Below are 16,443 nucleotides of genomic sequence, written 5' to 3'. Positions count from 1 at the left end.
TTCGGGGCCGCGGGGCGATCCGTCAGGGCGCTTCGAGCCAGCCCTCGTACTCCGCGGCGAAGGCGTCGAGCGCCGAGGTGTCCAGCCGCCCCGACGGGTCCTCCACGACCACCAGCCACTGGGCGTCCTCGGCGTCGTCCTCGCCGGCCAGCGCGTCGCGCACGAGCTGGGGCTCCTCCGAGACCCCGAAACGGTCGGCGAGCTCTTCGGCCACCTCCTCCGCGGCATCGCGGTCGGGCAGCACCAGCACATGTCTCACATCGCTCACCGGCCCATTCTCCCGTACCGCGAACGCGGCGTTCCCGGCGGAGAGGCCGGACACCGCCGGGCGTTCCCGGGGCTGTCAGTGGCGCATGGGATGCTGGGGACGATGGCCACCAGAAAGAATTCCACCGACGACCCGCTCGCTCCCCTCACGCTCGCCGTGGGACAGGAGGACCTGCTCCTGGACCGTGCCGTGCAGCAGGTGGTGGCGGCCGCCCGCGCCTCCGACCCCGACACGGACGTCCGCGACCTCACCTCCGACCAGCTCCAGCCCGGCACCCTCGCCGAGCTGACGAGCCCCTCGCTCTTCGCCGAGCGCAAGGTGGTGATCGTGCGCAACGCGCAGGACCTCTCCGCCGACTCGGTCAAGGACGTCAAGGCGTACCTCGGCGATCCGGTCGAGGAGATCACCCTCGTGCTGCTGCACGCGGGCGGTGCCAAGGGGAAGGGGCTGCTGGACGCGGCGCGCAAGGCGGGGGCGCGGGAGGTCGCCTGCCCGAAGACGACCAAGCCGGCCGAGCGGCTCTCGTTCGTCCGGTCGGAGTTCCGGGCGCTGGGGCGCTCGGCGACCCCCGAGGCGTGCCAGGCGCTGGTCGATGCCATCGGCAGCGATCTGCGGGAGCTGGCGAGCGCGGTCTCGCAGCTCGTCGCGGACGTCGAGGGCACGATCGACGAGGCGGTCGTCGCCCGTTACTACACGGGCCGTGCGGAGGCGTCGAGCTTCACGGTCGCCGACCGCGCCGTGGAGGGACGGGCCGCGGAGGCGCTCGAAGCGTTGCGCTGGTCGCTGTCGACGGGGGTGGCGCCCGTGCTGATCACCAGCGCGCTGGCCCAGGGGGTCCGGGCCATCGGCAAGCTGTCCTCGGCCCGCGGGGGGCGCCCCGCGGACCTCGCCCGTGAGCTGGGCATGCCGCCGTGGAAGATCGACCGGGTGCGCCAGCAGATGCGCGGATGGACGCCCGACGGAGTGGCGCTGGCGCTGCGGGCCGTCGCGGACGCCGACGCGGGGGTCAAGGGCGGCGGCGACGATCCGGAGTACGCACTGGAGAAGGCCGTGGTCGCGGTGGCGAGAGCGGCGCGGTCGGGGCGACAGAGGTAGCGGAAGCCGCGACGACGACGGAAGCAGCGGCAGCGGAAGCCGCGGATTCCGTGGTGGCCACGGCGTCGGCGGGCCGGCGGGCGGAGCTGTCGTGGCGGGCGGATCCGTGCCCGTGCCCGTGCACGTGCGGAGCCGGTCAGGTGAACACCGTGGTCCCGACAGCCCGACAGCCCGACAGCCCGACAGCCCGACAGCCCTGCGGGCCCGATCCGTGCGTCTTGTCCGTACGCCTCACCCGTACTACATCTCGAAGCGCAGGCGCGCGGGCATGCCGAAGGCCCCGGTCTCGCGCTGGGGAGGGCGGGGCCGGGGCCTTCGGTTCACACTTGGTGCGCCGCACCCGCGTGGCGAACGCAGGTTCGGTGTGCGGCGCGGGGTGCCGGTCGGGAACGGGAGAGAGGGCCCGCTTGGTCCGTTCCGGCGATCAGGTCAGAATGCTCAGCCCTGGAGGGAGGCAACCTTGGAGGCCAGCGCCGACTTCTTGTTGGCGGCGGCGTTCTTGTGGATGACACCCTTCGAGACGGCCTTGTCGAGCGCGCGGGAGGCGTCGCGAGCGGCCGTGGTGGCCTTCTCGACGTCACCGGCGGCGGCAGCCTCACGGGCCTTGCGGATAGCGGTCTTGAGCGAGGACTTGACGGCCTTGTTGCGCAGGCGCGCCTTCTCGTTCGTCTTGTTCCGCTTGATCTGGGACTTGATGTTCGCCACGAAAAGAGCCTTTTCAGGTTCGTTGGGTCTTCGATGTGCGCCCCACGGCCCGGAAGGGTCGCGAGACACAGCTGTCAACGGTACCAGCCCGGCTCCGACCGGCCCAAACCGGTCTCCGCCCCGCAACCATGGGACGATGGAGGCTACGTATCGATCCGACCGAACCGACATCGACCCGAGACACGGCGTTCGGCGTCTCAAGAATCAGGACCCTGCGTGCCCGCGACTCCTACCAACGTGCCCGAGCCGAGCCGTACCGACCCGGCGCTGATCCGCAACTTCTGCATCATCGCGCACATCGACCACGGCAAGTCGACCCTCGCCGACCGGATGCTCCAGCTGACCGGCGTGGTCGACCAGCGGCAGATGCGTGCTCAGTACCTCGACCGGATGGACATCGAGCGCGAGCGCGGCATCACCATCAAGTCCCAGGCGGTGCGTCTGCCCTGGGCCCCCACCACGGGCGAGGACCAGGGCCGCACCCACGTCCTCAACATGATCGACACCCCGGGCCACGTGGACTTCACCTACGAGGTCTCCCGTTCGCTCGCCGCCTGCGAGGGCACGATCCTGCTGGTCGACGCCGCGCAGGGCATCGAGGCCCAGACCCTGGCCAACCTCTACCTGGCGATGGAGAACGACCTCACCATCGTCCCGGTGCTCAACAAGATCGACCTGCCGGCCGCGCAGCCCGAGAAGTTCTCCGAGGAGCTGGCGAACCTCATCGGCTGCCAGCCGGAGGACGTGCTCAAGGTCTCCGCGAAGACCGGCGTCGGTGTGGACGCGCTGCTCGACCGGGTGGTCAAGGACGTTCCGGCCCCGGTCGGGGTGGCGGACGCCCCGGCCCGCGCGATGATCTTCGACTCGGTCTACGACTCGTACCGCGGCGTCGTCACGTACGTCCGTGTCGTCGACGGGCAGCTCAACAAGCGCGAGCGCATCCGGATGATGTCCACCGGCGCCACCCACGAGCTGCTGGAGATCGGGGTGTCCTCCCCGGAGATGACCCCGGCCGACGGCCTCGGCGTGGGCGAGGTCGGCTACCTCATCACCGGTGTGAAGGACGTCCGGCAGTCCAAGGTCGGTGACACCATCACCTCCCTGAACAAGGGCGCGACCGAGGCGCTGGGCGGCTACAAGGACCCCAAGCCGATGGTGTTCTCGGGGCTGTACCCGCTGGACGGGTCGGACTACCCGGACCTGCGCGAGGCGCTCGACAAGCTCCAGCTCAACGACGCCGCCCTGGTGTACGAGCCGGAGACCTCCGCGGCCCTCGGCTTCGGCTTCCGCGTCGGCTTCCTCGGCCTGCTCCACCTCGACGTGATCCGGGAGCGCCTGGAGCGCGAGTTCGGTCTCGACCTGATCGCCACCGCTCCCAACGTGGTCTACCGCGTCGACATGGAGGACGGCAGCGAGCACACGGTCACGAACCCGAGCGAGTTCCCCGAGGGCAAGATCGACAAGGTGCACGAGCCCGTCGTGCGCGCCACGATCCTGGCCCCCAGCGAGTTCATCGGCGCGATCATGGAGCTCTGCCAGACCCGGCGCGGCACCCTGCTCGGCATGGACTACCTCTCCGAGGACCGGGTCGAGATCCGCTACACCCTGCCGCTCGCCGAGATCGTCTTCGACTTCTTCGACCAGCTGAAGTCCAAGACCCGGGGCTACGCCTCCCTCGACTACGAGCCCACCGGCGAGCAGACCGCCCAGCTCGTCAAGGTCGACATCCTGCTGCACGGCGACAAGGTCGACGCCTTCTCCGCGGTCACGCACAAGGACAAGGCGTACGCGTACGGCGTGCGGCTCGTCGCCAAGCTGCGCGAACTGATCCCGCGGCAGAACTTCGAGGTGCCGATCCAGGCCGCCATCGGCTCCCGGGTCATCGCCCGCGAGACCGTCCGCGCCATCCGCAAGGACGTCCTCGCCAAGTGCTACGGCGGTGACATCTCCCGCAAGCGGAAGCTGCTGGAGAAGCAGAAGGAGGGCAAGAAGCGGATGAAGATGGTCGGCAACGTGGAGGTGCCGCAGGAGGCCTTCATCGCCGTGCTGTCGACGGACGAGTCGGCCGGGGACGGCAAGGGCAAGAAGTAGCCCCGTCCGCTCCCGCCGGGTGGCGGCCGAAGGCCCCTGTGCCGCAGCACGCTGCGGCACAGGGGCCTGTTCGTTATGAAGCGGCGGCCCGTTGCCCCTTACGCGGCGGACGCGGGCGCTCTACCCTGATCACGGCTTCATAGTTACTCGCCAGTTAAACAAGCGGGCCGGGCGCAGTCGGGACCGGCCCCGCGGGATCGGCGGGAACGCACGGGATCCAGCAGGGAAGCAGACGTACGCAGAAGGCACGGGCGTACGCGGGAGAGCGGGCGTGCGCGGGAACGCGGACGCACGCAGGAACACACGTAGGAACAAGCAGCAGTAATCAGCAGCAGTCAGCAGTAATCAGCGGTAATCAGCAGCCGGTCGTGAAGTACTGCCGCAGGCCCGGAGGACGTCGTGAGCGACACACTGACCTTGATCGAGAACCGACCGCCCTCCGTGGCGAATCTCTTCATCGACCGCGTGGCGGCCACCCCGGACGGGGAGGCGTACCGCTACCCCGTCCCCTCGGCCACCGGCCAGGGCCCCGACGAGTGGAAGTCGCTGAGCTGGGCGCAGGCCGCCGAGCGGGTCTACGCCGTCGCGGCCGGGCTCATCGGGCTGGGCGTGCGGCCGGAGGAGCGGGTCGCGCTCGCCTCCAGCACGCGGGTGGAGTGGATCCTCGTCGACCTCGGCGTGATGTGCGCGGGTGCCGCCACCACCACGGTCTACCCGTCGACCAACGCCGAGGAGTCGGCGTTCATCCTCTCCGACTCCGAGAGCCGGGTGCTGATCGCCGAGGACGCCGACCAGCTGGCCAAGGCCCGTGAGCGCCGCGCCGAGCTGCCGAACCTCGCCCATGTCGTCGTCATCGACCCCGAGGGTGCCGAGCCCGTCGACGACGACCCCGAGGGCTGGGTGCTCACCCTGGCCGCCCTGGAGGCCCTCGGCCGGGACCACCTGGCGAAGAACCCCGAGGCGATCAAGGAACGCGTCGCCGCCATCACCTCCGACCAGCTGGCCACCCTGATCTACACCTCGGGCACCACCGGCCGCCCCAAGGGCGTGCGCCTGCCGCACGACAACTGGTCGTACATGGCCAAGGCCACCGTGTCGACCGGCCTGATCACCAAGGACGACGTCCAGTACCTCTGGCTGCCGCTCGCGCACGTCTTCGGCAAGGTCCTCACCTCCGGCCAGATCGAGGTCGGCCACGTCACCGCGGTCGACGGCCGGGTCGACAAGATCATCGAGAACCTTCCGGTGGTCCAGCCGACGTACATGGCCGCCGTCCCCCGCATCTTCGAGAAGGTCTACAACGGGGTCGCCGCCAAGGCACGGGCCGGCGGCGGCGCCAAGTACAAGATCTTCCAGTGGGCGGCCGGGGTCGCCCGCGAGTACGCCACGGTCTCGCAGGACAACTTCCGGCGCACCGGCAAGTCCTCCGTCCCGTTCGCGCTCGGCGCCAAGCACAAGGTCGCCGACACCCTCGTCTTCGCCAAGATCCGTGAGGCGTTCGGCGGCCGGCTGCGCGCCTGCGTCTCCGGCTCCGCCGCGCTCGCCCCCGACATCGGCTTCTTCTTCGCGGGCGCCGGCATCCACATCCTGGAGGGCTACGGCCTCACCGAGTCCAGCGCCGCCTCCTTCGTCAACCCGGGCGAGGCCTACCGGACCGGCACCGTCGGCAAGCCGCTCCCCGGCACCGAGGTCCGGATCGCCGACGACGGCGAGATCCTGCTGCGCGGCCCCGGGATCATGCAGGGCTACCACGGGCAGCCGGAGAAGACCACCGAGGTGCTGGAGTCGGACGGCTGGTTCCACACCGGTGACATCGGCGAGCTGTCCGTGGACGGCTACCTGCGGATCACCGACCGCAAGAAGGACCTGATCAAGACGTCCGGCGGCAAGTACATCGCCCCGGCGGAGGTCGAGGGGCAGTTCAAGGCGGTCTGCCCGTTCGTCTCCAACATCCTGGTGCACGGCGCGGACCGCAACTTCTGCACCGCCCTGATCGCGCTCGACGAGCCCACCATCCTCGGCTGGGCCGCCGAGAACGGCCTGGGCGGGAAGAGCTACGCCGACGTCGTGGCCTCCCCGCAGGCCGTCGCGCTCATCGAGGGCTACGTGAAGCGGCTCAACGAGGGGCTGCAGCGCTGGCAGACCATCAAGAAGTTCCGGCTGCTGCCGCGCGACCTCGACATCGAGCACGGCGAGCTGACGCCCAGTCTGAAGCTGAAGCGGCCGGTCGTCGAGCGCGCGTACAAGGACCTCATCGACGACATGTACGCGGGGGCCCGCGAGGCGTAGGACCGCGCACGCGGGGCCCGTGGGAAACGGGCCCCGCGTGCACGGGGGCCGCGAGGGGCAGGACGGCACTCGCGGGCCGGCCGCGCGGTGCGGCCGCTTTCCGTTCCGACACGCTCACTTTCTCTGCTCACTTCGGCAACTCGTTGCTTATGGGCATGGTCCATCTGTCACTCTGTCGGTGGCGTCAGCGCCGCCCGGCGAGAACAGACAACCAACCCGACGAGAACAGACAGCCAGAACGAGAACAGACAGAGCGAGAACAGGTCAGGAGCTGCACCGTGGGGTCAATTCCCTTGCAGCGGGACATCGTCCAGCGTCCCGGAACTCCCGTCGGCCATGCGGATGCGCAGCCGGTCGCCCATACGTCCCTGCCCGGAAACCTCCTCGCGCCCTCCGCCGCCCGCCGGTTCGTCCGGGCCGCGCTCGACGAGTGGGCCGGGCTCGGACTGCCGGCGGCCGTGGGTTTCAGCGAGCGCCTGGCCGACGACGCCGAGGTCGTCGTCAGCGAACTGGTCACCAACGCCGTCGTGCACGCGGGGACCAACGTGGAGCTGCTCGCCCGGCTGGAGGAGGCCGTCGAGGGCGAATCCGCGGCCCTGGTGCTGGAGGTGTCGGACCATCACCCGGCCCGCGCCGTGCGCAGCGACCGGCCGGAGTCCGGCAGCGTGGCGGAAGCGGCGCAGAGCGCCACGGTCCTCGGCTTCGACGAACCCGCCGACCACGGCCGCGGGCTCCAGCTCGTCGGCACCCTCGCGGAACGCTGGGGCATCACCTACCGCACCGGCCTCAAGACCGTCTGGGCCCGGCTCCCCGTGGACGACTGGAGCCCGTTCCCGGAGCCGCCCACCGACCCCGGCCCGGGATTCCAGCAGGGGCTGCGCGACGCCGAACTGCTCGCCCCCACGGCCCGCCGCGCCCTGCGCGACGACGCGGACTGGGCCGGCCGCGGCGCGCTCTCCTTCCTCGCCGAGGCGTCGGACCTGCTCGCCGGCCAGCTCGACGAGGACATCGTCGCGGCGCTCTCCGGACAGTTACTGGTGCCCAGACTCGCCGACTGGTGCGCGATCTGGCTGGAACCCGAGAACGGCGGCCCCTCGGCCGTGCCCCGGCTCGCCAGCGTCTGGCACCGGGACGAGGCCGAGACCGCGCACCTGCGCACCCTGCTGGAACAGGACCCGATCCGACTCCCCGAACGAGTCGGCACCGGGCCCGTCTCCATGCCCTGGCCCGGCGGGGAGGAGGACGCCGAGAAGCCCGAGGAGCCCGAGGCGACCGCCCTCGCCTACCGGATCACCTCCGGCGGCCGGACGCTCGGCGCCGTGCTCCTGGGGCGGGAGGGGCTCGTCCGCGTCCCCGACGAGGTGGCCGCGCTCATCGAGGACTTCGTGCGCCGGGTCGGCCTCGCCGTCGGCGCCGCCCGCGAGTACACCCGGCAGGCCACCATCAGCCGCATCCTCCAGCGCGCGCTGCTGCCCGGAAAGGTCGCCGACATACCCGGCGTCACCAGCTCACTGGTGTACGAACCCAGCGACGACGGCGTCGTCGGCGGCGACTTCTACGACATCTTCCCGTGCCCCGGCGACCGCTGGTGCTTCGTCCTCGGCGACGTGCAGGGCAGCGGGCCCGAGGCCGCCGTCGTCACCGGCCTCGCCCGGCCCTGGCTGCGACTGCTGGCCCGCGAGGGCTTCGGCGTGGGCGAGGTCCTGGACCGGCTCAACCGGCTGCTCCTCGACGACGCGATGGAGGCGGCCGAGGCCGCCGCGCTCATGGTGGCCGCGGCGGGCGGCCAGCAGACGCCGGACACCGGGCAGTCCCGCTTCCTGTCCCTGCTGTACGGGGAGCTGGTGCCGCTGCCCGACGGCGGGGTGCGCTGCACCGTCGCCAGCGCCGGCCACCCGCTGCCGCTGTTGCTGCGGCCCGACGGCGAGGTGCGCCCGGCCGCCGAGCCGCAGATGCTGCTCGGACTCTTCGACGACGTCGCGTACGAGAGCCAGAGCTTCGAGCTGGCACCGGGCGACAGCCTGCTGTGCGTCACGGACGGGGTCACGGAGCGGCGCTGCGGGCCGCTGATGTTCGACGACGGGGACGGGCTGGCCCAGGCCCTGTCCGGCTGCTCCGGCCTGTCGGCGGACGGCATAGCGGACCGGATCAAGCGGGCCGTGCACGAGTTCGCCGAGCGGCCGCCCGACGACGACCTGGCCCTGCTGGTGCTCCAGGCGGGGTGAGCCGGGTCGGGCTCCGTACGGGGCCGGGCCGGTTCCGGTACGTCCCCGGCGCGGACGGCGGACGGTACCGGGCCCGTGATCACGGCCGTGGCCCGGAGGCCCCGGGCGGCGAGCGACAATGGGCGGTATGCCTTCCGTACTCCCCGATGGTGAACCCGTACCCGACGACGGGGCGCTGCCCCGCCATGCCCTGGAAGGCGCCGCCGACCGGCCGCTCGGCTTCTACCTGCACGTCCCGTACTGCGCGACCCGCTGCGGCTACTGCGACTTCAACACCTACACCGCGACCGAGCTGCGCGGCTCCGGCGGTGCGCTGGCCTCCCGGGACAACTACGCCGAGCACCTGATCGGCGAGGTCCGCCGGGCCCGCAAGGTCCTCGGCGACGACCCGCGCCCGGTCCGCACGGTCTTCGTGGGCGGCGGCACGCCGACCCTGCTGGCCGCCGCCGACCTGGTCCGGATGCTGGGGGCGATCCGGGAGGAGTTCGGGTTCGCGGACGACGCCGAGATCACCACCGAGGCCAATCCGGAGTCCGTAGGTCCGGCCTATCTCGCCGAACTCCGCGAGGGCGGCTTCAACCGGATCTCGTTCGGGATGCAGAGCGCGCGGCAGCACGTGCTGAAGATCCTGGACCGCACGCACACGCCGGGACGGCCCGAGGCGTGCGTGGCCGAGGCCCGGGAGGCCGGCTTCGAGCACGTCAACCTCGACCTGATCTACGGCACGCCGGGGGAGTCCGACGACGACTGGCGGGCCTCGCTGGACGCGGCGATCGGGGCGGGGCCGGACCACGTGTCGGCGTACGCGCTGATCGTCGAGGAGGGCACGCAGCTCGCCCGCCGCATCCGGCGCGGCGAGGTCCCCATGACCGACGACGACGTCCACGCCGACCGGTACCTGATCGCGGACGAGGCGATGGCCGCGGCCGGTTTCTCCTGGTACGAGGTGTCGAACTGGGCCCGCACACCCGAGGGCCGGTGCCTGCACAACGAGCTGTACTGGCGCGGGGCCGACTGGTGGGGCGCCGGGCCCGGGGCGCACAGCCACGTCGGCGGGGTGCGCTGGTGGAACGTGAAGCACCCCGGGGCGTACGCGCAGGCCCTGGCCGAGGGGCGCTCGCCCGGGGCCGGGCGGGAGATCCTCTCCGCGGAGGACCGCCGGGTCGAGCGGATCCTGCTGGAGCTGCGGCTCGCGGACGGCTGCCCGCTGTCCCTGCTGGCCCCGGCGGGACTGGCAGCCTCCCGGCGCGCCCTGGCGGACGGCCTCCTGGAGCCCGCCCCGTACGAGCGGGGGAGCGCGGTGCTCACGTTGCGGGGGCGGTTGCTGGCGGACGCGGTGGTGCGGGATCTGGTGGACTGACGGGGCGGGGCCGCGTGGGGTGCGCCTGCGGCGGGCCCGTTCCCCTGCCCGCCCCTTCCCGTGACCGGGGCTCCGCCCCCGGACCCCCGCTCCTCGATCGCCGGAGGGGCTGAGTTCCGACCCCGCTCCTCGATCGCCGGAGGGGCCGGAAGGCGCTCCTCAGTCGCCGGAAGGGCCGGGCGCCGTCACGAAGTCGATCAGGTGCTCCACCGAGCCCAGCAGGGACGGCTCCAGGTCCCGGTACGAGCGGACCGCGGACAGGATGCGCTGCCAGGCCGCGCCGGTGTTCTCCGGCCAGCCGAGCGCGCGGCACACACCGGTCTTCCAGTCCTGGCCGCGCGGTACCACCGGCCAGGCCGGGATGCCCACGGAGGACGGCTTCACCGCCTCCCACACGTCGATGTAGGGGTGCCCCACCACCAGGACGTCCGCGTCCGACACCCGCTCGGCGATCCGGGACTCCTTGGAGCCGGGCACCAGGTGGTCGACCAGGACGCCCAGCCTGGCGTCCGGGCCGGGGGAGAACTCGCGCACGATGGCCGGGAGGTCGTCGACGCCCTCCAGGTACTCGACGACCACGCCCTCGATCCGCAGGTCGTCGCCCCAGACCCGCTCGACCAGCTCCGCGTCGTGCCGGCCCTCCACGTAGATCCGGCCGGCCCGCGCGACCCGGGCGCGGGCCCCCGGGACCGCGATCGAGCCCGAGGCGGTGCGCGCGGGGCGCGCCGGGGCGGCGGCCGAGGGGCGCACGAGCGTGACCACCTCGCCCTCCAGCAGGAAGCCGCGCGGCTCCATCGGGAACACCCGGTGCTTGCCGAACCGGTCCTCCAGGGTCACCGTCGGCCCCTGGGCCGTCTTCTCGCAGCGGATCACCGCACCGCAGAATCCGGTCGAGACCTCCTCCACGACCAGATCGGGCTCGGCGGGGACCTCGGGAACGGGAGCGGACCTCTTCCACGGCGGGGTCAGGTCCGGCTGGTAGCTGCGCATCGGACGACGATAGGACGATTGCGGGTCACGACACGCCGAAGCGATCGGCCAGTTGTCCGCGCTGCTCCCGTACGAACGCCGCGTCCACCACCGCCCCGTGCCCCGGTACGTACACGGCGTCCTCGCCGCCCAGCTCCAGCAGCCGGTCCAGGGCGGCCGGCCAGCGGGCCGGGAACGCGTCCGGGCCCGCCTGCGGCTCGCCGGACTCCTCGACCAGGTCCCCGCAGAGCACGATCGCCGGGGAGCCGGGTACGACCGCCACCAGGTCGTGGCCGCTGTGCGCGCGGCCGATGTCGACCAGCAGCACCTCGCGCCCGCCGCCCAGGTCGAGCGTCCGCTCCCCGCGCACCTGGTGCCGCGGCACCACCAGCGCGTCGACGGCCTCCGTAGCCTCGTGCTCGGAGACCCCCTGACGCACCGCGGAGACGCGCAGGTCCTCCGCCTCGCGCCGCATCGTCTCCGTCGTGCCGGCCGCTCCGTACACCTCGGCCCCGGAGAACGCGGCGGTGCCCAGCACATGATCGAAGTGGGGGTGGCTGAGTGCGATATGCGTCACCCTCCGGCCCAGCAGGGCCTGCGCCTGGGCCCGGAGTTCCGTGCCCTCGCGGAGTGACGAACCGGTGTCGTACAGCAGCACTCCGTCCGTTCCGGCCACCAGCGCGACCGTCGCGTCCCAGCCGGGAAGGCGCCGCCTTCCCACTCCGTGACCGAGTCGCTCCCAGCCGAACTCTTCCCAAGAGGCATCCATACCGCGACGCTATCGGCAGCCACCTGCGAAAGTCTCGCGGTGGTGTGGCCGGTTGCCCTTGCTAGGCCCCCACTCGGCCGCCGTACACTGGCCGGGGGATTGCTGGCACTCGCGATGACAGAGTGCCAGGGGGATTCCCGGAAAGAACCGGGAACGCCCGGGGACCGACCGAGGAAACACAGCTGGAGGTGTGCGCGATGCTCAGCGAACGCAGACTCGAAGTGCTTCGTGCCATCGTCCAGGACTACGTCGGCACCGAGGAGCCCGTCGGCTCCAAGGCGCTCACCGAGCGGCACAAGCTGGGCGTCTCCCCGGCGACCGTCCGCAACGACATGGCGGTGCTGGAGGACGAGGGCTTCATCGCCCAGCCCCACACCAGCGCGGGGCGCATCCCGACGGACAAGGGCTACCGGCTCTTCGTCGACAAGCTCGCGGGGGTCAAGCCCCTCTCGTCGCCGGAGCGCCGTGCCATCCAGAACTTCCTCGACGGCGCGGTCGACCTCGACGACGTCGTGGGCCGCACCGTACGGCTGCTCGCGCAGCTGACCCGGCAGGTCGCCATCGTGCAGTACCCCTCGCTGACCCGGTCGACGGTGCGGCACGTGGAACTGCTCTCGCTGGCGTCCGCCCGGCTGATGCTCGTGCTCATCACGGACACCGGCCGGGTGGAGCAGCGGATGATCGACTGCCCCGCTCCGTTCGGCGAGACCTCCCTCGCCGATCTGCGGGCCCGGCTCAACAGCCGTGTCGTGGGACGCCGTTTCACGGACGTCCCGCAGCTGGTGCAGGACCTGCCGGAATCCTTCGAGAGCGAGGACCGGGGAACCGTGTCCACCGTGCTCTCCACCCTGCTCGAAACCCTCGTCGAGGAGACGGAGGAGCGGCTGATGATCGGCGGCACCTCCAACCTCACCCGCTTCGGGCACGACTTCCCCGTGATGATCCGGCCGGTGCTGGAGGCACTGGAGGAACAGGTCGTGCTGCTGAAGCTGCTCGGCGAGGCCAAGGACTCGGGCATGACCGTACGCATCGGGCACGAGAACGCCCATGAAGGGCTGAACTCCACGTCCGTCGTCGCGGTCGGCTACGGTTCGGGCGACGAGGCAGTCGCCAAACTCGGCGTGGTCGGACCGACCCGCATGGACTACCCCGGAACGATGGGAGCGGTACGCGCAGTGGCACGTTACGTCGGACAGATCCTGGCGGAGTCGTAAGTGGCCACGGACTACTACGCCGTACTCGGCGTGCGCCGCGACGCATCTCAGGACGAGATCAAGAAGGCATTCCGCAGGCTCGCCCGCGAGCTGCATCCGGATGTCAACCCCGATCCGAAGACCCAGGAGCGGTTCAAGGAGATCAACGCCGCCTACGAGGTGCTGTCGGACCCGCAGAAGAAGCAGGTCTACGACCTCGGCGGCGACCCGCTGTCCGCCTCCGGCGGCGCGGGCGCGGGCGGATTCGGGCAGGGGGGCTTCGGCAACTTCTCCGACATCATGGACGCGTTCTTCGGCACGTCGTCGCAGCGCGGGCCCCGTTCGCGCACCCGGCGCGGCCAGGACGCGATGATCCGGCTGGAGATCGATCTCGCCGAGGCGGCGTTCGGCACCACCAAGGACATCCAGGTCGACACGGCCGTCGTCTGCACCACGTGCAGCGGCGAGGGCGCCGCACCCGGCACCTCCGCGCAGACCTGTGACATGTGCCGCGGCCGCGGTGAGGTCTCCCAGGTCACCCGGTCCTTCCTCGGCCAGGTCATGACCTCGCGGCCCTGCCCGCAGTGCCAGGGCTTCGGCACGGTCGTGCCGACCCCGTGCCCGGAGTGCGCCGGTGACGGCCGCATCCGGTCCAGGCGCACGCTCACCGTGAAGATCCCCGCCGGTGTCGACAACGGCACCCGCATCCAGCTCGCGGGCGAGGGCGAGGTCGGCCCCGGCGGCGGCCCGGCCGGCGATCTGTACGTGGAGATCCACGAGTTGTCGCACGCGGTGTTCCAGCGCCGCGGCGACGACCTGCACTGCACGGTCACCATCCCCATGACGGCGGGCGCGCTCGGCACGAAGGTGCCACTGGAGACGCTCGACGGGCTGGAGGAGGTCGACATCCGGCCCGGCACCCAGTCCGGCCAGTCGGTTCCGCTGCACGGCCGGGGTGTCACGCACCTGCGCGGCGGCGGGCGCGGCGACCTGATCGTGCACGTCGAGGTGATGACACCGACGAAGCTGGACCCGGAGCAGGAGCGACTGCTGCGGGACCTGGCGAAGATGCGGGGCGAGGAGCGGCCCACCGGCCAGTTCCAGCCGGGCCAGCAGGGGCTGTTCTCCCGGCTGAAGGACGCCTTCAACGGGCGCTGACGGCTCCCGGCCTTCCGTCCGGACCGGGACGGGCCCGCTCGACGGGTCCGTCCCGCGTCCGTGACCGGGCAGCGCCCGGGGGCGGGTCGGGGTGTGTCCGGAGAGCGTCCGGGCCCGTCCCCCGTCCGTGTCCGCGTCCGTGGCCGCGGGTGTCCGGGGCCACGGACGCGGACACGGACGGGGGAGATCAGGTGCTCGGCGTAGTTGTCCCGGGAGGCCAGCGCACCGCCGGAGCCGCGCAGCTCGGTCGCGGTGTAGGTGTTGAAGTCGCAGTAGCCGCAGCGGGTCGCGCAGTACGGGACGTGCCGGACATGGCACGATGCGGTCATGTCATCCGCGTTGACCGATCTCTGCCGGTATCCGATCGTGCAGGCCCCGATGGCGGGCGGTACGTCCTGTCCGCAGCTCGTCGCGGCCGTCGCCGAGGCGGGCGGGCTCGGCTTCCTCGCCGCCGGGTACAAGACGGCGGACGGCATGTACAACGAGATCAAACAGCTGCGCGGGCTGACCGGCAAGGCATTCGGCGTCAACCTCTTCATGCCGCAGCCCGGACTCGCCGACCCGAGCGCCGTCGAGGTGTACCGGCAGCAGCTCGCGGGCGAGGCCGCCTGGTACGAGACCCCGCTCGGCGACCCGGACTCCGACGGCGACGACGGCTACGAGGCCAAGCTCGCCATCCTCCTGGACGACCCGGTCCCGGCCGTCTCGTTCACCTTCGGCTGCCCCACGCGCGACACCCTCGACGCGTTCGCCGGGGTCGGCACGTACACCGTCGTGACGGTCACCACGCCCGAGGAGGCCCAGGCCGCCCAGTGGGCGGGCGCGGACGCGGTCTGCGTCCAGGGGGTCGAGGCGGGCGGCCACCAGTCCACCCACCACGACGACCCGCAGACCGACGGCACCGGGATCGGGCTGCTCTCGCTGGTGGCCCAGGTCCGCGAGACCGTGCAGATACCGATCGTCGCCGCCGGCGGGCTGATGCGCGGCTCCCAGATCGCCGCCGTGCTCGCGGCGGGCGCCGAGGCGGCGCAGTTCGGCACGGCGTTCCTCATCTGCCCCGAATCCGGGGCGAGTCCGCTGCACAAACGGGCGCTGACCAACCCGCTGTTCGTACGGACCGCCCTGACCCGGGCGTTCTCGGGCCGCCCGGCCCGCGGCCTGGTCAACCGGTTCATGCGCGAGCACGGACCGTACGCCCCCGCCGCCTACCCGCAGGTCCACTACCTGACCGCCGGGCTGCGCAAGGCGGCGGCCAAGGCGGGGGACGCCCAGGGCATGGCGCTGTGGGCGGGGCAGGGCCACCGGATGGCACGCGAGCTGCCGGCCGGCCGGCTGGTCAGGCTGCTCGCCGAAGAACTGGACGCCGCACGGGCGGCAGTGAGCACAGGGAGTACGCAGTGACCGCACCGGTCTTCGTCGTCGAACAGGTCCCCGACGGGCCCGAGTTCGTCCTGGAAGGGCCCGAGGGCAGGCACGCCGTGTCGGTGAAGCGGCTGCGCGCCGGCGAGGAGGTCGTCCTGACGGACGGGCGCGGGCACTGGGCCGAGGGCGTCGTCGGGGCCGCCGAGGGCAAGGACCGGCTCGTGGTCACCGGCCTCACCGGGGTCCGCGAGGAGGCCGGGCCCGCGCCCCGCATCACCGTCGTCCAGGCGCTGCCCAAGGGCGACCGGGGCGAGGTCGCCGTGGAGACGATGACGGAGACCGGCGTCGACGGGATCGTGCCCTGGCAGGCGTCGCGCTGCATCACCCAGTGGAAGGGCGAACGCGGCCTCAAGTCCCTGGCGAAATGGCGCAACACCGCCCGGGAGGCGGGCAAGCAGTCCCGCCGGGTGTGCTTCCCCGACGTGGCGGACGCGATGACGACCAAGCAGGTCGCCGCGCTGCTGGCCGCGGCGGACTTCGCCGCCGTCCTGCACGAGGACCGGGACCACGACAGCGAGCCGCTGGCCACCGTCCCGCTTCCCGAGCACGGCGAGATCGTGCTGGTCGTCGGCCCCGAGGGCGGGGTGTCGCCGGACGAACTGGCGGTCTTCACCGGGGCGGGCGCCCGGACCTGCCGGCTCGGGGCGAGCGTCCTGCGCACCTCGACCGCGGGCACGGCGGCGACGGCGCTGCTGCTGGGGCGTACCGGCCGCTGGTCGTGAACCCGGCCCGCCCCGGGAGGCCCGGGGCGGGGATCGGGACACGGGGGAGCCGGGGCGACCGGCGGCGCCGCGGCGGGCGCACGGCCCGATTCCGCGACGCCACACCGCATGTGACGGTCGGTCCGTGCCCCGGCGCATGCGCCGGAGGCGCCCCCGATTGTGGCCACAAGCCGTCTA

13 protein-coding genes and 1 pseudogene are annotated in these 16,443 nt (G+C 72.1%); 9 read left to right on the top strand and 5 right to left on the bottom strand.

Going from position 1 to position 16,443, the window contains the following annotated elements; all coding sequences use genetic code 11:
* Nucleotides 1–22: 22 nt before the first annotated feature.
* Nucleotides 23–268: a hypothetical protein gene (locus EAO76_RS09130; RefSeq protein ID WP_187438510.1), complete on the bottom strand. Its 246-nt coding sequence runs from the start codon at nt 266–268 to the stop codon at nt 23–25.
* A 102-nt stretch (nt 269–370) separates the two neighbouring features.
* Between EAO76_RS09130 and holA the strand changes: the two genes are divergently transcribed.
* Nucleotides 371–1,363, top strand: a complete 993-nt coding sequence (holA, locus tag EAO76_RS09125) for a DNA polymerase III subunit delta (RefSeq protein WP_148835078.1) — start codon at nt 371–373, stop codon at nt 1,361–1,363.
* 438 nt (nt 1,364–1,801) lie between these two features.
* Here the strand turns inward: holA and rpsT are convergent, their stop codons facing one another.
* Nucleotides 1,802–2,068 (bottom strand): 30S ribosomal protein S20, encoded by a 267-nt coding sequence (rpsT, locus tag EAO76_RS09120; RefSeq protein ID WP_124717766.1) that lies wholly within the window; start codon nt 2,066–2,068, stop codon nt 1,802–1,804.
* Between the two features lie 216 nt (nt 2,069–2,284).
* On the opposite strand from rpsT, the gene lepA reads away from it, so the two are divergent.
* The 4 genes from lepA to hemW all read left to right on the top strand — a co-directional run bounded on the left by lepA (nt 2,285) and on the right by hemW (nt 10,033).
* A complete protein-coding gene (gene lepA, locus EAO76_RS09115; RefSeq protein ID WP_148835077.1) occupies nt 2,285–4,159 on the top strand; it encodes a translation elongation factor 4 in 1,875 nt (624 codons plus the stop codon).
* 399 nt (nt 4,160–4,558) lie between these two features.
* Nucleotides 4,559–6,448 carry a long-chain fatty acid--CoA ligase gene (locus EAO76_RS09110; protein ID WP_148835075.1) on the top strand — a complete coding sequence of 630 codons (1,890 nt, stop codon included), beginning with the start codon at nt 4,559–4,561 and terminating at the stop codon, nt 6,446–6,448.
* A gap of 293 nt (nt 6,449–6,741) precedes the next feature.
* Entirely contained in the window at nt 6,742–8,673 is a 1,932-nt protein-coding gene (locus EAO76_RS09105; RefSeq protein ID WP_148835663.1) for an ATP-binding SpoIIE family protein phosphatase, read from the top strand.
* 118 nt (nt 8,674–8,791) lie between these two features.
* Nucleotides 8,792–10,033: a radical SAM family heme chaperone HemW gene (hemW, locus tag EAO76_RS09100; protein WP_148835073.1), complete on the top strand. Its 1,242-nt coding sequence runs from the start codon at nt 8,792–8,794 to the stop codon at nt 10,031–10,033.
* Between the two features lie 159 nt (nt 10,034–10,192).
* On the opposite strand, the gene EAO76_RS09095 is transcribed toward hemW, so the two are convergent.
* Nucleotides 10,193–11,023: a DUF3097 domain-containing protein gene (locus tag EAO76_RS09095; protein WP_148835071.1), complete on the bottom strand. Its 831-nt coding sequence runs from the start codon at nt 11,021–11,023 to the stop codon at nt 10,193–10,195.
* A 25-nt stretch (nt 11,024–11,048) separates the two neighbouring features.
* Nucleotides 11,049–11,771: an MBL fold metallo-hydrolase gene (locus tag EAO76_RS09090; RefSeq protein WP_148835069.1), complete on the bottom strand. Its 723-nt coding sequence runs from the start codon at nt 11,769–11,771 to the stop codon at nt 11,049–11,051.
* Nucleotides 11,772–11,968: 197 nt separating this feature from the next.
* Between EAO76_RS09090 and hrcA the strand changes: the two genes are divergently transcribed.
* The gene (gene hrcA / locus EAO76_RS09085) at nt 11,969–12,985 is read left to right on the top strand and encodes a heat-inducible transcriptional repressor HrcA (protein ID WP_148835067.1); all 1,017 of its coding nucleotides are present in this window, start codon (nt 11,969–11,971) and stop codon (nt 12,983–12,985) included.
* Nucleotides 12,986–14,122, top strand: coding sequence for a molecular chaperone DnaJ (dnaJ, locus tag EAO76_RS09080; protein WP_148835065.1), 1,137 nt, complete (start codon nt 12,986–12,988; stop codon nt 14,120–14,122).
* A gap of 113 nt (nt 14,123–14,235) precedes the next feature.
* On the opposite strand, the pseudogene EAO76_RS09075 reads toward dnaJ, so the two are convergent.
* A pseudogene (locus EAO76_RS09075) lies at nt 14,236–14,427 on the bottom strand (coproporphyrinogen III oxidase); the annotation flags it as partial.
* A gap of 22 nt (nt 14,428–14,449) precedes the next feature.
* Between EAO76_RS09075 and EAO76_RS09070 the strand changes: the two are divergent.
* Both EAO76_RS09070 and EAO76_RS09065 read left to right on the top strand, forming a co-directional pair.
* The gene (locus EAO76_RS09070) at nt 14,450–15,523 is read left to right on the top strand and encodes a nitronate monooxygenase (protein ID WP_148835063.1); all 1,074 of its coding nucleotides are present in this window, start codon (nt 14,450–14,452) and stop codon (nt 15,521–15,523) included.
* A complete protein-coding gene (locus EAO76_RS09065) occupies nt 15,520–16,266 on the top strand; it encodes a 16S rRNA (uracil(1498)-N(3))-methyltransferase (protein WP_148835061.1) in 747 nt (248 codons plus the stop codon). Before EAO76_RS09070 ends, EAO76_RS09065 begins: the two co-directional genes overlap by 4 nt.
* Nucleotides 16,267–16,443 lie beyond the last annotated feature (177 nt).

Origin of the sequence: Streptomyces sp. sk2.1 (assembly GCF_008120935.1) — a bacterium.
Classification (GTDB): domain Bacteria; phylum Actinomycetota; class Actinomycetes; order Streptomycetales; family Streptomycetaceae; genus Streptomyces.
The sequence above is the reverse complement of the archived record's forward strand: the minus strand, read 5'-3'. Positions and strand labels throughout refer to the sequence as shown.

Excerpts from the sequence above, each read along its gene's own strand:
- EAO76_RS09070 (WP_148835063.1), top strand. The coding sequence starts at position 14,450 with ATGTCATCCGCGTTGACCGATCTCTGCCGGTATCCGATCGTGCAGGCC.
- hrcA (WP_148835067.1), top strand. The coding sequence starts at position 11,969 with ATGCTCAGCGAACGCAGACTCGAAGTGCTTCGTGCCATCGTCCAGGAC.
- holA (WP_148835078.1), top strand. The coding sequence starts at position 371 with ATGGCCACCAGAAAGAATTCCACCGACGACCCGCTCGCTCCCCTCACG.
- hemW (WP_148835073.1), top strand. The coding sequence starts at position 8,792 with ATGGGCGGTATGCCTTCCGTACTCCCCGATGGTGAACCCGTACCCGAC.
- EAO76_RS09095 (WP_148835071.1), bottom strand. The coding sequence starts at position 11,023 with ATGCGCAGCTACCAGCCGGACCTGACCCCGCCGTGGAAGAGGTCCGCT.
- EAO76_RS09090 (WP_148835069.1), bottom strand. The coding sequence starts at position 11,771 with ATGGATGCCTCTTGGGAAGAGTTCGGCTGGGAGCGACTCGGTCACGGA.